Annotated in this window: 13 protein-coding genes; 1 reads left to right on the top strand and 12 read right to left on the bottom strand. The window is 72.0% G+C overall.

The features are described from left to right. The first annotated feature begins 79 nt into the window (after positions 1 to 79). Positions 80 to 1,093, top strand: a complete 1,014-nt coding sequence (locus tag ACZ4SV_RS02690; RefSeq protein ID WP_365880232.1) for a sigma-70 family RNA polymerase sigma factor — start codon at positions 80 to 82, stop codon at positions 1,091 to 1,093. Here ACZ4SV_RS02690 and ACZ4SV_RS02695 read toward each other — a convergent pair. The 12 genes from ACZ4SV_RS02695 to ACZ4SV_RS02750 form a co-directional block, all read right to left on the bottom strand. After that, on the bottom strand, positions 977 to 1,330 hold the full coding sequence (locus ACZ4SV_RS02695) for an STAS domain-containing protein (protein WP_365880230.1): 354 nt from the start codon (positions 1,328 to 1,330) through the stop codon (positions 977 to 979). The two genes, ACZ4SV_RS02690 and ACZ4SV_RS02695, sit on opposite strands and share 117 nt — an antisense overlap. A gap of 108 nt (positions 1,331 to 1,438) precedes the next feature. After that, a complete protein-coding gene (locus ACZ4SV_RS02700; protein WP_468000850.1) occupies positions 1,439 to 2,023 on the bottom strand; it encodes a Uma2 family endonuclease in 585 nt (194 codons plus the stop codon). Positions 2,024 to 2,118: 95 nt separating this feature from the next. After that, on the bottom strand, positions 2,119 to 3,396 hold the full coding sequence (locus ACZ4SV_RS02705; protein ID WP_468001304.1) for a thymidine phosphorylase: 1,278 nt from the start codon (positions 3,394 to 3,396) through the stop codon (positions 2,119 to 2,121). Positions 3,397 to 3,474: 78 nt separating this feature from the next. Next, positions 3,475 to 3,879: a cytidine deaminase gene (locus ACZ4SV_RS02710; RefSeq protein WP_365880228.1), complete on the bottom strand. Its 405-nt coding sequence runs from the start codon at positions 3,877 to 3,879 to the stop codon at positions 3,475 to 3,477. Further along, on the bottom strand, positions 3,876 to 5,162 hold the full coding sequence (locus tag ACZ4SV_RS02715) for an ABC transporter permease (RefSeq protein ID WP_468000852.1): 1,287 nt from the start codon (positions 5,160 to 5,162) through the stop codon (positions 3,876 to 3,878). Before ACZ4SV_RS02715 ends, ACZ4SV_RS02710 begins: the two co-directional genes overlap by 4 nt. Next, a complete protein-coding gene (locus ACZ4SV_RS02720; protein ID WP_365880224.1) occupies positions 5,162 to 6,289 on the bottom strand; it encodes an ABC transporter permease in 1,128 nt (375 codons plus the stop codon). Before ACZ4SV_RS02720 ends, ACZ4SV_RS02715 begins: the two co-directional genes overlap by 1 nt. Then, positions 6,286 to 7,845, bottom strand: coding sequence for an ABC transporter ATP-binding protein (locus ACZ4SV_RS02725; protein ID WP_468001306.1), 1,560 nt, complete (start codon positions 7,843 to 7,845; stop codon positions 6,286 to 6,288). Before ACZ4SV_RS02725 ends, ACZ4SV_RS02720 begins: the two co-directional genes overlap by 4 nt. 165 nt (positions 7,846 to 8,010) lie before the next feature. Beyond that, entirely contained in the window at positions 8,011 to 9,069 is a 1,059-nt protein-coding gene (locus tag ACZ4SV_RS02730; RefSeq protein WP_365883657.1) for a BMP family lipoprotein, read from the bottom strand. 278 nt (positions 9,070 to 9,347) lie between these two features. After that, positions 9,348 to 10,583 (bottom strand): amidohydrolase, encoded by a 1,236-nt coding sequence (locus ACZ4SV_RS02735; protein WP_468001308.1) that lies wholly within the window; start codon positions 10,581 to 10,583, stop codon positions 9,348 to 9,350. A 243-nt stretch (positions 10,584 to 10,826) separates the two neighbouring features. Then, on the bottom strand, positions 10,827 to 11,948 hold the full coding sequence (locus ACZ4SV_RS02740; RefSeq protein ID WP_468000854.1) for a hypothetical protein: 1,122 nt from the start codon (positions 11,946 to 11,948) through the stop codon (positions 10,827 to 10,829). Between the two features lie 425 nt (positions 11,949 to 12,373). Continuing rightward, positions 12,374 to 13,312: an N-acetylneuraminate synthase family protein gene (locus tag ACZ4SV_RS02745; RefSeq protein ID WP_365883210.1), complete on the bottom strand. Its 939-nt coding sequence runs from the start codon at positions 13,310 to 13,312 to the stop codon at positions 12,374 to 12,376. Between the two features lie 12 nt (positions 13,313 to 13,324). After that, a complete protein-coding gene (locus ACZ4SV_RS02750; RefSeq protein ID WP_365883211.1) occupies positions 13,325 to 14,554 on the bottom strand; it encodes an N-acylneuraminate cytidylyltransferase in 1,230 nt (409 codons plus the stop codon). Positions 14,555 to 14,571 lie beyond the last annotated feature (17 nt).

The following is a 14,571-nucleotide window of genomic DNA, read 5'->3' on the forward strand; positions in this document are numbered from 1 at the left end:
CTTGTCAGTGGCCTGCGGTAGCTTCCAAGGTGCTGGGGCGCGACGGTGCGCCGGGAACGGCCGCAGGGGTGGGTGGACGATGGGGAACGGAACGGCGACGGCGGACCTGGACGTCGTACTGGAGAAGCACCGGACCGAGCTGACCGGGTACTGCTACCGGATGCTCGGTTCCTCCTTCGAGGCCGAGGACGCGGTGCAGGACACCCTGGTGCGGGCCTGGCGGAGCTACGACAAGTTCGAGGGCCGCTCCTCGCTGCGGTCGTGGCTGTACCGGATCGCGACGAACGTGTGCCTGGACATGCTGTCGGCCGGCAGCAAGCGGGCGCGGCCGATGGACCTGACGGAGTCGACCCCGCTCGCCCGGGCGGCGCTGTCCCCGCGCCCGGACCACACCTGGCTGGAGCCGATGCCGGACGCGCGGGTGCTGCCGGCCGTCGCGGACCCGGCGGAGGCGGCGGTCGCCAAGGAGTCGGTGCGGCTCGCCTTCATGGCGGCCCTCCAGCAACTGCCGCCCAAACAGCGGGCGGTGCTGATCCTGCGGGAGGTGCTGGCCTGGAAGGCGAGCGAGGTGGCCGAGCTGCTGGGCACCTCGGTGGCCTCGGTGAACAGCGCGCTGCAGCGGGCCCGGGCGACGCTCGCGGAGCGGGCGGACGCGGGCGCGGAGGGGGCGGTGTCCGATCCGCTGGACGAGGAGCAGCGCAAGCTGCTGGAGCGGTACGTCAAGGCGTTCGAGGGCTATGACATGACGGCGCTGACGGCGCTGCTGCACGAGGACGCCATCATGACGATGCCGCCGTTCGACCTGTGGCTGCGCGGCACTGCCGACATCACCGGCTTCATGACCACCTTCGGCGCCTCGTGCGCCGGGTCCCGGCTGCTGCCGGTGCGGGCCAACGGGCTGCCGGGGTTCGCGCACTACAAGCCGGACCCGGACAACGGCGGGTTCACGCCGTGGGCGGTGCAGGTGCTGGAGATCTCAGCCGGCCGGATCACCGGTTTCCACTTCTTCCTCGACACCCCGCGCTGGTTCCCGCTCTTCGACCTGCCCCTCCGTCTCGAAGCGGAGGCCGACGAGGCCGAGCAGGGCGCCTAGCGCGGGGCCGGCGCCGCGCAGCCGTATCCGCCCGCCGGCCCGGCGGGCGGCCAGCTCCAGCCGGGCGAGCAGGTCGACGGCCGCGAGGTCCGGCGGTCCCAGCCCGCCCACGTCGCACACGACCACCCCGGCCCCGCTGTCCCGCAGCAGTGTCCGCACGGCGGCACACAGCGCCGGCACCTCCTCCCGGCGGACGGTCCCGGGCACGACGAGCACGGCGGGCGTCTTGGCATCCACACGCGGTTAGACCGCCGACACCCCCGGAACTCATCGCCCCACCCCGCCGCCCCGGGCACCCGGGCACCCGGGCAACGCTTCCGCCGGGCCGCGCCCGGTCGTACCGGCTCAGTCGACGGGAAACTCCCCAGTGTCGATGGTGATACCGAACGGGTCCGGCAGCTTGATCGGGTCGCCGAACTTCACCGCGCTCAGCACCCGGTACACCTCGCCCTTCGGCTCGCCGTACAGCGTCGCGGTGGGGCCTCCGGGGGCCCAGCGGTCGACCAGGAGGTAGAGCGGGATACCGGCGGTGGCGTAGGCGGCCGGCTTGGCAACGCGGTCATGGCGGGCGTTGGACTTGGAGGTCACCTCGACGACGAGTCCGGCCAGGGCGGCGGGCAGGTGGGAGTCCGTCTGAGCGCATTCCCGCACCGGAGCCACCAGCAGGTCCGGGATGAGCATGCCCAGCCGCGACGGCACGGCGATGGCCTGGGTCTGGAAGATCCCCCAGTCCTCGGGGACGACTGAGTAGAGGCGACGCTGAATGCGTTCCGCGATCACGTTGTGGCGGGACGCGGGAGCAGGTGACACGGTGACGATCCCCTCGATGATCTCCACCTTGCTGCCCTCAGGCCATTCCATCTCCTCCCAGAACCGGACGAGGTCGTCCCAGCTCTGCTCGGGGTCGTGGCTGACGGTGAGTGCGCTCATGGCGGTCTCCTATCGGTGCGTCACCGATACCAGCATGCCGAAGGGGAGCGGCGGGGGTCCACCGCTCCCCTTCACCCGAACGGGGAATTCGCTGGTCAGGCGATGCGCTCCAGGACCACCGGGGTGGGCGTGAACGGGGTTCCCGGGGGTGCGATGTCGTAGGAGCCCGTCACCGCTTCCAGGGCGTAGGCGAAGCGGTCGGGGGTGTCGGTGTGCAGGGTCAGCAGGGGCTGGCCCTCGGTCACCGTCTCGCCCGGCTTGGCGTGCAGTTCGACGCCCGCCGCCGCCTGCACCGGGTCCTCCTTGCGGGCGCGGCCGGCGCCCAGCCGCCAGGCGGCGATGCCGATGTCGTAGGCGTCGAGGCGGGTGAGGACACCGGTGGCCGGGGCCTTGACGACGTGCTGTTCCTTCGACGTGGGCAGCGCGGCGTCCGGGTCGCCGCCCTGGGCCGCGATCATGCGGCGCCAGACGTCCATCGCCGAGCCGTCGGCCAGCGCCTTCGCCGGGTCGGCGTCCTTGATCCCGGCGGCCTCCAGCATCTCCCGGGCCAGGGCGATCGTCAGCTCCACCACATCCGCCGGGCCGCCGCCCGCCAGGACCTCCACCGACTCGCGGACCTCCAGCGCGTTGCCCGCCGTGCGGCCCAGCGGGGTCGCCATGTCGGTGAGCAGCGCGACCGTCCGCACGCCGTGGTCGGTGCCGAGGCCGACCATGGTGGACGCCAGCTCGCGGGCGTCCTCGATCGTCTTCATGAAGGCGCCGGTGCCCACCTTCACGTCCAGGACCAGGGAGCCGGTGCCCTCGGCGATCTTCTTGGACATGATCGAGGAGGCGATCAGCGGGATGGCCTCGACCGTGCCGGTGACGTCCCGCAGCGCGTACAGCTTCTTGTCGGCGGGGGCCAGGCCGTCGCCCGCCGCGCAGATCACCGCGCCGGTGGTGTCGAGGACGTGCAGCATCTCCTCGTTGGAGAGCAGGGCACGCCAGCCGGGGATCGACTCCAGCTTGTCCAGGGTGCCGCCGGTGTGGCCGAGGCCGCGGCCGGAGAGCTGCGGCACGGCGGCGCCGCACGCGGCCACGAGGGGCGCGAGCGGCAGGGTGATCTTGTCGCCGACGCCGCCGGTGGAGTGCTTGTCGGCGGTCGGCCGGGACAGCGAGGAGAAGTCCATGCGCTCGCCGGAGGCGATCATGGCCGCGGTCCAGCGGGCGATCTCGCGGCGGTTCATGCCGTTGAGCAGGATCGCCATGGCGAGCGCGGACATCTGCTCGTCGGCGACCTCGCCGCGGGTGTACGCGTCGATGACCCAGTCGATCTGCTCGTCGGTCAGCTCGCCGCGGTCCCGCTTGGTGCGGATGACGGAGATGGCGTCCATGGCCATGGCTGGGGCTTCCTTCCGGGAGGTGCGAAGTGCGCGGCCCCCCTGCCGGTGGGGCAGGGGGGCCGTACGGCCTTAACGGGTGAGATGGTCCGGGCCGAAGGCCTGGGGCAGCATCTCGGCGAGCGTCAGGACGCCCGCGGGGGTGTCCAGGAGCAGACCGGGGCCGCCGAACTCGTAGAGGAGCTGGCGGCAGCGGCCGCACGGGACGAGCAGGGCGCCGGTGCCGTCGACGCAGGTGAAGTGCGTCAGCCGGCCGCCGCCCGTGCGCTGGAGCTGGGAGACCAGGCCGCACTCGGCGCACAGGCCGATGCCGTAGGAGGCGTTCTCGACGTTGCAGCCGGTGACCGTGCGGCCGTCGTCGACCAGGGCGGCCACGCCGACCGGGTAGCCCGAGTAGGGGGCGTAGGCGTGGGCCATGGCCTCGCGGGCCTCGGCGCGCAGCGCCTCCCAGTCGAACGCGTCGGCTTCCCCGGTCACTTGCCCTGGCCCTTCCGGTAGCGCATGCCGTCCGCCTTCGGCATCCGCAGGCGCTGCGCGGACAGCGACAGCACGAGCAGCGTGACGACGTACGGCGTGGCGCCCACGAAGTCGCTGGGGACCTCGTCGGTGACCAGGTACCAGACCAGGACCAGCGCGGCCATGACGGCGCTGACCACGCCCTGCACGACGGCCTTCTGGTACAGCTTCCAGCCGGCCAGCAGCGCGAGCAGGACGACCAGCAGGAGCAGCAGGGCGTGCACGGTGACGCCGCCGTTGCGGAGCTGGAGGGCGTCGGAGTAGCCGAAGAGGCCCGCGCCCATGGCCAGCCCGCCGGGCCGCCAGTTGCCGAAGATCATGGCGGCGAGACCGATGTAGCCGCGGCCTCCGGTCTGGTTCTCCAGGTAGGTGTGCGAGGTGACCAGGGCGAGGAACGCGCCGCCGAGGCCGGCGAGACCGCCGGAGACGGCCACGGCCGCGTACTTGTACCGGTAGACGTTGACGCCGAGGGACTCCGCGGCGACCGGGTTCTCACCGCAGGAGCGCAGCCGCAGCCCGAACGGGGTGCGCCACAGCAGCCACCAGCTTCCGGCGAACAGCACCACGGCCAGGACCGTGATCACGGACAGGTGGGTGACCAGGCCGCCGATGATGCCGGCCAGGTCGGAGACCAGGAACCAGTGGTGCTTCTCGATCGAGGCGAGGCCGTCGGACAGGCCGGGGACGGTGATGTCGGGCAGCGTGTCCGCGGGCGGCGACTGCTTGGGGTTGCCGCCCGCCTCCGCGGCCTTGCCGTCGGCGAAGAACAGCTTGGCGAGGTACTGGGTGGCGCCGAGCGCGAGCAGGTTGACGGCGACACCGGAGACGATGTGGTCGACGCCGAAGGTGACGGTGGCGACGGCGTGCACCAGGCCGCCGAGGACGCCGAAGCCGATGCCGCACAGCAGGCCGAGCCAGGGGCTGGACTGCCAGCCGACCCAGCCGGCGCCGAAGGTGCCGAGGATCATCATGCCTTCGAGGCCGATGTTGACCACGCCGGCCCGCTCGGACCACAGGCCCGCGAGTCCGGCGAGGCCGATCGGCACGGCGAGGCCGAGCGCGGCGGCGACCTGTCCGGCCGAGTCGAGCTGCTCGGCGCCGGTGATCATGCGGACGGCCGCGACGAGCAGCAGGGCACCGGCGACGATCATCAGGATCAGGCCGGGCGAGCGGCCCGTGCGCCGGGACGCGTCCGGTGCCTTGGGCGCCGCGGGCGGCGGCGCTTCGGTCATCGTGGCAGTCATCACGCCACCTCCTGCTTCTTCGTCGGGGCGGCGGCCTGGGCGGCGAGTTCCGCGCCGACCCGCTGCTGCTGGCGCTTGAGGCCGTAGCGTCGGACGACCTCGTAGGCGATCACGACGCACAGGACGATGACGCCCTGGATCACGCCGAGGATCTCCTTGTCGTAGCCCTGGAACTCCAGGTGGTTGGTGGTGCGCTCCAGGAAGCCCCACAGCAGGGCGCCGAGCGCGATGCCGACCGGGTTGTTGCGGCCGAGCAGCGCGATGGCGATGCCGGTGAAGCCGATGCCGGTGGGGAAGCTGTTGTCGTACTGGTGGCTCTCGTTCAGCAGCGTGGGCATGCCGATCAGACCGGCCACCGCACCCGAGATGATCATGCTGGTGGCGACCATCTTCTTCACCGACACACCGCTCGCGGCGGCGGCGCTCTCGGACTGGCCGACGGTGCGCAGGTTGAAGCCGAACCGGGTGCGGCCGAGGACGAACCAGTAGGCGAGGCCGACGATCACGGCGACGACGATGAAGCCGTCGAGCACACCGGCCGGGCCGGTGTCGATGCTGAAGAAGAACGAGGACGCCGGCAGCGGCTTGGTGGAGACGAGGGTGCCGCCCTGCTGGAGTTCGCCGAGGCGCTCCGGCTGGAGCAGATAGCCGATGATCGCGGTGGCGATGGAGTTCAGCATGATGGTCGCGATGACCTCGCTGACCCCGCGGGTCACCTTCAGGACGCCGGCGATGGCCGCCCACAGGGCGCCGGTCGCCATGGCGCAGATCATGATCAGGGGTATGGCGATCCAGCCGGGCACGGTCAGCGCGCCGCCGAGGACGGCGGCGATGAACGCGGCGAGCCGGTACTGGCCGTCGACACCGATGTTGAACAGGTTCATGCGGAAGCCGACGGCCACCGCGACACCCGCGAGGTAGTACGTGGTCGCCTTGTTCAGGATGTAGACCTGGCTGTCGCTGGCGAAGCCGTAGGTCATCATGTCGCTGAACGCGGAGCCGGGGTTCTTGCCGGTCGCGGCGATCACCAGGGCGGTGACGACGAGCGCGGCGACGACGGCCAGCAGCGGCGCGGCGATGCCGAGGAGCAGCCGCTCCTTGTCGATCCGTGAGGTCAGCTTGTTCATCGCGCGTCGTCCTCTGTGTGCTCCAGGTGGCCGGTGGCCGCACCGGTCATGGCGGAGCCCAGCTCTTCGGGGGTGATGGTGGCGGGGTCGGCGTCGGCGACCAGACGGCCCCGGTACATCACCCGCAGGGTGTCGGAGAGGCCGATCAGCTCGTCCAGGTCGGCGGAGATCAGCAGTACGGCCAGGCCCTCGCGGCGGGCCTCGCGGATGTGGTCCCAGATGGCCGCCTGGGCGCCGACGTCCACGCCGCGGGTGGGGTGGGCGGCGATGAGCAGCTTGGGGCGGTGGCTCATCTCGCGGCCGACGATCAGCTTCTGCTGGTTGCCGCCGGACAGCGAGGCCGCGGTCACGTCGATGCCGGGTGTGCGCACGTCGTACGCCCGGACGATCCGCTCGGTGTCGGCGCGGGCCGCCTTGATGTCGAGGAGTCCGCCGCGCGAGTTGGGCTTCTCGGTGACGTGGCCGAGGATGCGGTTCTCCCACAGCGGTGCTTCCAGGAGCAGGCCGTGGCGGTGGCGGTCCTCGGGGATGTAGCCGATGCCGGACTCGCGGCGGTCGCGGGTGGCGGCGTGGGAGATGTCGGTGCCGTCGAGCGTGATGACGCCGGCGTCGGGCTGCCGCATGCCCATGATCGCCTCGACCAGCTCGGACTGGCCGTTGCCCTCCACGCCGGCGATGCCGAGGACCTCGCCCTGGTGGATGGTGAAGGAGATCTCGTCCAGGATGATCCGCTCGACGCCGTCGAGGCCGGTCTGCGTCAGGTGCAGTCCGGCCAGCTCCAGCATCGGGACGTCCGTGACGGTGGACTCCTCGGTCTCCGGGGTGGGCAGCTCGCTGCCGACCATCAGCTCGGCGAGCTGCCGGGGTGTGGTGCCCCGCGGCTCGACCGTGCCGACGGTGGTGCCGCGCCGGATGACGGTGATCTCGTCGGCGACCGACAGCACCTCGCCCAGCTTGTGCGAGATGAAGATGACGGTCAGGCCCTCGGCCTTCAGCTCGCGCAGGTTGTCGAAGAGCGCGTCGACCTCCTGCGGCACGAGCACCGCGGTCGGCTCGTCGAGGATGAGGGTTTTGGCGCCGCGGTAGAGGACCTTGAGGATCTCCACGCGCTGGCGGTCGGCGACGCCCAGCTCCTCCACGAGGACGTCGGGCCGGACGTTCAGGCTGTAGGCGTCCGAGATCTCCTTGATCCGGGCGCGGGCCCTGCCCCCGATGCCGTGCAGCTTCTCCGCGCCGAGGACGACGTTCTCCAGCACGGTGAGGTTGTCGGCGAGCATGAAGTGCTGGTGCACCATGCCGATGCCGCGGGCGATGGCGTCGCCGGGGTTGTTCAGGACGACCTGCTCGCCGGCCACCGTGATGGTGCCCTCGTCCGGCTGCTGCATGCCGTAGAGGATCTTCATCAGGGTGGACTTGCCGGCGCCGTTCTCGCCGCACAGGGCGTGGACGGTGCCCGTGCGGACCGTGATGTCGATGTCGCGGTTGGCGACGACGCCGGGGAAACGCTTGGTGATGCCGCGCAGTTCGACGGCAGCGGGAGGGCTGGACGCGTTGATGGCGCACTCTCCTCGGGGAAAAGGGGCGACGGGGAGGGGGCTGGGCGTCGGCGACGCTAGCGCGGCAACTCGGCGCTACACGCGTAGAGTTGACACATCGTTATGGCCCGGCGGAGGGCTGGGGAGAGGCCTCCGCCGGGCCCGGGTCCGGAGGGACCCGTCAGGTCACGGGGTGGTCTTGACCTTGATGGAGCCGTCGACGATCTTCTTCTTCGCCGCGTCCAGCTTGGCCTGGATGCCGTCGATGAAGCCGCCGCTCGGGGACAGCTTCACGCCGTCCTTCGCCAGCGAGTAGGTGTTGGTGCCGGACAGCGGCTTGCCGTCGCGGACCGACTTCACGAAGTCGTACACACCGAGGTCGACGTTCTTGACCATCGAGGTCAGGATCGACTTCTTGTACTTGGCCAGGCCCGGGACGTTGTACTGGTCGGAGTCCACGCCGATGGCCCAGGCGCCCTTCTTGCCCGCGACGGCCTCGATCGCGCCGTTGCCGGAGGAGCCGGCCGCCGTGTAGACGACGTCGGCGCCGTTGTCGAGCATGCCCTGCGCGGCCTCCTTGCCCTTGTCGGGGCTGGCGAAGCCGGAGGTGTCCGAGCCGTGGGAGAGGTACTGCGTGTCGACCTTGATCTTCGGGTCGGTGTCCTTGACGCCCTGGACGTAGCCCGCCTCGAACTTCTTGATCAGCGGGACGTCGACACCGCCGATGAAGCCGACGTGCTTCGCCTTGGTCTTCAGCGCGGCGGCGACACCGGCCAGGTAGGAGCCCTGCTCCTCGGTGAAGGTGATGCTGTCGACGTTCGTGCCGGTGACGACCGAGTCGACGATACCGAAGCTGGTCTTCGGGTACTTCGCGGCGACCTTCGTCATGGAGGCCGCGTAGGCGTAGCCGACGCCGACGACCGGGTTGTAGCCCGCCTCGGCCAGGTCGGACAGGCGCTGCTCGCGGTCGGCCTCGGTGTCGGAGGTCTTGGCGGTCAGCTCCTTGATGTCACCGCCGAACTCCTGCTTCGCCTTGTCGGCACCGCGCGCGGCGGAGTCGTTGAAGGAGCGGTCGCCGCGGCCGCCGACGTCGAAGGCGAGACCGACCTTGACACCCTTGCCGCCGCCGGCGGAGGGCGAGCCGGCGTCGTTGTTGTCGGAGGAGGTGCTGCCACAGGCGGTGGCAGTCACGGCGAGAGCTGCGGACGCGAGACACGCAGCGGAGATCTTGGCTACCCGGCGCACGGGAAGGCTCCTTCACCTGACCTGAGCGCCATGTCGGCGCTTGATGTGAGCACCTTCGCGGTGCTCCGGCCGAGACGCCCCGTCGGCGTCGGCTTCGCGGCATCGTAACGCGCGTAGATGTCGCAAAAAACCCTCTCGGGAAGCCGTTATCGATTCGAGGCAAACACTGTCTGAACTCGGACTCCGGGGCATATACCGGCCGTGTTGCGGACCGTGTGCGATTGGCTTGCTTCCGTGTTGCGCCCGCGGAGGGAACGGCCCCCGACGGGGCCGTCCGGTCAGTCCCGCGCGCCCGTCGGGTCCAGGAAGGCGGCGGCCGTGAACAGCTCGACACCCACCGTGATCGCGTACTCGTCGGCGTCGAAGTCGCCCTGGTGCAGATCGCGCACCGTGTGCTCGCCGGGCCGGCGCACGCCGAGCCGGGCCAGCGCGCCCGGCACGTGCTCCAGATACCAGGAGAAGTCCTCGCCGCCGAGGCTCTGCTCGGTGCTGTCGACGGACTCCATGCCGCGCCGGGCGATCATGGCCCGGCGGAGCAGGTCGGTGCACTCCCGGTCGTTGACGACGGGCGGCACCCCGCGCTGGTAGGTGATCTCGGACTTGGCGCGGTGCAGGGCGGCGACCTCGTCGACGGCCGCGTGCACGATGTCGGGGGCCTGCCGCCAGGCGTCCAGGTCCAGGCAGCGCACGGTCCCGGACAGCTCCGCGTGCTGCGGTACGACGTTCGGGGCGTGGCCCGACTCGATCCGGCCCCAGGTGAGGGCGAGCCCGGCGCGGGTGTCGACCCGGCGGGCGATCACCGCGGGCACGTCGACGGCGACCCGGGCGGCGGCGGTGACCAGGTCGGTGGTCAGGTGCGGGCGGGCGGTGTGGCCGCCGGGGCCGTCGAGCGCGATCTCCAGGCGGTCGCAGGCGCTGGTGATCGGCCCGGCCCGCAGGCCGACCCGCCCGGCCTCCACCCGGGGGTCGCAGTGCACGGCGAGGATCCGGCCCACGTCGGTCAGCGCGCCGTCCTCGATGGCGTCCAGGGCGCCGCCGGGCAGCACCTCCTCGGCGGGCTGGAAGATCAGCCGCACCGGCCGGGTCAGCAGGCCCTTGGCGTGCAGGTCGGCGAGGACCAGTCCGGCGCCGAGGACGACGGTGGTGTGCACGTCGTGCCCGCAGGCGTGCGCGCGGTCCGGGACGGTCGAGCGGTACGGGCACCCGGTCTTGGCGTCGGGGATGGGCAGGGCGTCGATGTCGGCGCGCAGCGCGAGCAGCGGCACGTCCGGACGCTCACCCTCCGCGAGCCCGATGTCACAGACGAGTCCGGTCCCGGTGCGCAGGACGCGGGGCCTGAGCCCGGCCCGCTCCAGCCGCTCCTTGATCGCGGCAGTGGTACGGAACTCCTGGTTGCCCAGCTCGGGGTGCATGTGCAAGTCGCGGCGGAAGGCCACGAGTTCGGCCTGCAGGGACTCGCTCAGCGCACCGGGGAGGACATCATCCGGGAGGCCGGCCTCGGACTCTAGGGACATCAATTGCTTCACCCTCTGAAGGGTAGGACGCCCACGGGTCAACTACCCCTCGATCAGCAAAAGTTCAGCCCGTTAGGGGACGAAAATCCGACCGGTGGACGCATGGCTGCGGACTGTGGTGGGTAAAACCCTTGTTTTTCTCCTTCCACGGATACCACGCTTCGCACCAGTCACGCGCGGGAAGTCCGGTAACCGGACCCGCCACGCGTCACCCGGGACGCGTCCGCCCCTCCCGGCGAGCCCCTAGGCCAGGCCCACCGCCGCCAGGCGGTGGACGTCGCGGGCCGTTCCGGTCACGCCGGACAGGAAGCCCTGGGCGCGCGGGGAGGCGGTGTCCGTGAGCCAGGCCGGGTCGATGTCGCAGACCGCCACGCGCACCCCCGTGCCGGCCAGGGCCAGCGGGAGGGTGTGCACGACGGTGGAGGGGAAGCTGAGGATGGTGCGGCCCACGGGCCCGCGCCGGGCGATCAGCTCCAGCGGGAGGTCCGGGCGGACTATCTCCAGGCCCGTCTCGACGGCCAGCCGGTGCAGCTTCTCCGTGCTCTCCCGGCGGTGGGCGAAGTAACGGGTCGCGCCGTGGGCCCTGGCCAGGACGCGGACGGCCTCCACATAGTGGTCGGCGTCCACCACCCCGGTCTCCACCAGCGAGGTGCCGACCAGGTCCGCGCCCTCGGTGACGCGCGGCGGGCCGAAGCGGGCGCGGGTCCAGGCGAAGTCGTTGGCGGTGACCGTGACGCCGTCCGGGATCTCGGTCACCGGCATGGAGGAGAACACCTCGACGCGCCGGCGGCGGCTCGGGGTGAGGCGGCGCCGGGCGGAGGAGGAGACCGGGGCGAAGAGCAGGTCCCGTGCGCCGGGCCGGCCGCCCTTGCGGTGCCAGCGGACCAGGCGTTCGCCGCGGGCGAGCTGGGCCACGAACTCCATCGTCGCGGTGCCGTCGTCGACCACGACCAGGTCACGGGCCCGGGTGATGGTCAGCAGCAGTTGCACATAGCGGGAGAACGGGTCGCCCATGACGATACGGCCGGCCCGGCGCAGGGGGCCGGCGAGGCCGCCGATGGTCTGGAAGGGCGCGGCCGTACCGCCCCGGGCCTCCTCCCAGCGCACCCGGTACCCCTCGTCCCGGGCCAGATCGGCCATCCGGCGCAACTGGCCGCGGGTCATGGGGTCGGTCGGGGACAGGACGACCACGGTGAGGTCGAGGGCGGCGCCCGCCGATCCGGCCGCCGCCGATTCGGTCGCCGCCCGCCGGGCCTGCGCGGGCACGCCCGGCACGGGCCCCTCCGGGGCGGGCACCTCCGGCACGGATGTACCCGGCGCGGGCGTACCCGGTGCGGGCACCCCCGGTGCGGATGTACCCGCCATGGGCGTACCCGGCGCGGGAATGCCTGGCACGGGCGTACCCGGCGCGGGGATCACCGGCAGAGGCGTACCGGACGCGGGCACCCCCGGCGCGGACGTACCCGATCCGGGACCGGCCGACGCGGGCGTACCCGATCCGGGACCGGCCGGCGCGGGCGTGCCCGATGCGGGGCCGGCCGGTGCGGGCCCGGCCGGGGCCGGTACGAACGCCGTGGCCGTGTCCGCGCCGGCCGCGCCGCCCCCGCCCGGCGGGCCGGCCGTCCCGGCCGGCTCCGCGGGCGCGCGTCGGCCGTGCTGGTGCGCCCACTCCAGTACGTTCAGCAGTTGTACCGGGCTCTCCACGAAGGCGAGCGTGGGGGCAGGGTGGCCGGCCTGACCGGCGCGGGGGCTCATCGGCGTACGACCGTCCCGTCGTCAGTGAACCGGATTCACACCGAGACCGGCTCGCCGGCCGCCGCGGCGATCTCCGCCTCGGCGACGGCGCCGGCGACCCGGCGCAGCTTCTTCATCGGGCCCAGCTCGGAGTCGTAGACCTTCTTGACGCCATCGCCGAGGGAGGCCTCGATGGTGCGGATGTCGCGGACCAGGCGGGTGAGGCCCTGCGGCTCCACGGAAGCGGCCTGGTCGGAGCCCCACATGGCGCGGTCCAGGGTGATGTGGCGCTCGACGAAGGTCGCCCCGAGCGCGACCGCGGCGAGGGTGGTCTGCAGACCGGTCTCATGGCCGGAGTAGCCGATCGGGACGTTCGGGTACTCCTTCTCCAGCGTGTTGATCACGCGGAGGTTCAGCTCCTCGGCCTTGGCCGGGTAGGTGGAGGTGGCGTGGCAGAGCAGGATGTTGTCGCTGCCCAGGACCTCCACCGCGTGGCGGATCTGCTTCGGGGTGGACATGCCGGTGGAGAGGATGACCGTGCGGCCGGTGGAGCGCAGGGCCCGCAGCAGCTCGTCGTCGGTCAGGGACGCGGACGCGACCTTGTGGGCCGGCAGGTCGAACTTCTCCAGGAAGGCGACGGCCTCGGTGTCCCACGGGGAGGCGAACCAGTCGATCCCCTTCTCCTTGCAGTAGGCGTCGATCCGGCGGTACTCGTCCTCGCCGAACTCCACCCGGTGGCGGTAGTCGATGTAGGTCATCCGGCCCCAGGGGGTGTCGCGCTCGATGTCCCACTGGTCGCGGGGGGTGCAGATCTCGGGCGTGCGCTTCTGGAACTTCACGGCGTCGCAGCCGGCCTCGGCGGCCACGTCGATCAGCTTGAAGGCGTTCTCCAGCTCACCGTTGTGGTTGATGCCGATCTCGCCGCAGATGTAGACGGGGCGGCCGGGGCCGACCTCGCGCTCACCGAAGGCGCGCAGACGGGAGTGGGTGCTCATCAGGGGGTGTCCTTACTTGGGGAGGGAATCGAGAGAGGGGCCGAGGATCCAGCTGGCGATCTCCCGGATCGCGCCGTCGCCGCCGGGGACGGTGGTGACCGCGCGTGCGGCGCCGCGTACGACGTCGTGGGCGTTCGCGACCGCCACGGGCCAGCCGACGAGGGCGAAGCACGGGAGGTCGTTGACGTCGTTGCCGACGTAGAGCACGCGCTCCGGCGCGATGCCCTGCTCCTCGCACCACTGCTTCAGCGCGAGGTCTTTCCGGTCGATGCCGTGCAGCACGGGGATCCGCAGCTTCCGTGCGCGGGCGGCGACGACCGGGTTCTGTTCCGTGGACAGGATCAGCAGCTTCAGGCCGCTCCTGCGCAGGGCGGCGATGCCGAGTCCGTCGCCGCGGTGCACGGCGACGAACTCCCGTCCGTCGGAGTCGATCAGCACCCGGTCGTCGGTCTGGGTGCCGTCGAAGTCGAGTACGACCGCGTCCACGTCGTCCGCGGCCGGCAGCGCGCCGGGGCGGTCCGCGTCGAAGAGGGGCGCGAGGGCGCGGGCGCGGGCCAGGTCGTGCGGGTCGTCGATCTCCAGCACCCGGGCCGGGTCGGTGCGGACCAGCTCGGTGTGGCCGAAGAAGCGGTGGCGGTGCTCCCGGAAGCCGGCCGCGTCCATCGCGTAGGCGGCGCCGGTCTCCAGGAAGTCCTGGGGGCGGTCCTGGCGGCGCGGGCGGTAGGACTTGTCGTGGTTGACGCCCGCCCCGCCCCCGTCCCCGGTGTCCGGCTCGCGCCACACGAAGCCGTGGAAGGGGGCGACGGTCACGGCGGTGTCGGCGCCGTTCTCGGCGACCGCGGCGGCCACCCCGTCGATGTCCTCCCGGACCAGGAAGGGGCTGGTGCACTGCACGAGCAGGACCACGTCGACCGGGGCGCCGTGCAGCGCCTCGTGGGTGTCCATGGCGTGCAGGACCGCGGCCTCCGAGGTGGCGGTGTCCCCGGCGATCGCGGCGGGCCGCAGCACGACCTCGGCGCCGGCCTCGCGGGCGGCGGCGGCGATGGCCTGGTCGTCGGTGGAGACGACGACGTCGGTCACCAGCCGGGTCGCCCGGCACTCGCGCACCGCGCGGACCACCAGCGGGACACCGCCCACCGGCGCGAGGTTCTTCGCGGGTACGCCCTTGGAGCCGCCGCGCGCCGGGATCACGGCGAGCACCCGGCGGAGCGTGGCGCCCGGGTCCGCTTCCGAGTGGGACATGGGGTGTACTCCTTGCA

Source organism: Streptomyces sp. NPDC027672 (assembly GCF_055566335.1).

Bases quoted from the DNA above. Each gene is read 5' to 3' on its own strand.
- ACZ4SV_RS02740 (WP_468000854.1), bottom strand. From the start codon at position 11,948: ATGGCGGGTACATCCGCACCGGGGGTGCCCGCACCGGGTACGCCCGCG.
- ACZ4SV_RS02715 (WP_468000852.1), bottom strand. From the start codon at position 5,162: ATGACTGCCACGATGACCGAAGCGCCGCCGCCCGCGGCGCCCAAGGCA.
- ACZ4SV_RS02705 (WP_468001304.1), bottom strand. From the start codon at position 3,396: ATGGACGCCATCTCCGTCATCCGCACCAAGCGGGACCGCGGCGAGCTG.
- ACZ4SV_RS02745 (WP_365883210.1), bottom strand. From the start codon at position 13,312: ATGAGCACCCACTCCCGTCTGCGCGCCTTCGGTGAGCGCGAGGTCGGC.
- ACZ4SV_RS02750 (WP_365883211.1), bottom strand. From the start codon at position 14,554: ATGTCCCACTCGGAAGCGGACCCGGGCGCCACGCTCCGCCGGGTGCTC.
- ACZ4SV_RS02690 (WP_365880232.1), top strand. From the start codon at position 80: ATGGGGAACGGAACGGCGACGGCGGACCTGGACGTCGTACTGGAGAAG.
- ACZ4SV_RS02720 (WP_365880224.1), bottom strand. From the start codon at position 6,289: ATGAACAAGCTGACCTCACGGATCGACAAGGAGCGGCTGCTCCTCGGC.
- ACZ4SV_RS02700 (WP_468000850.1), bottom strand. From the start codon at position 2,023: ATGAGCGCACTCACCGTCAGCCACGACCCCGAGCAGAGCTGGGACGAC.
- ACZ4SV_RS02735 (WP_468001308.1), bottom strand. From the start codon at position 10,583: ATGTCCCTAGAGTCCGAGGCCGGCCTCCCGGATGATGTCCTCCCCGGT.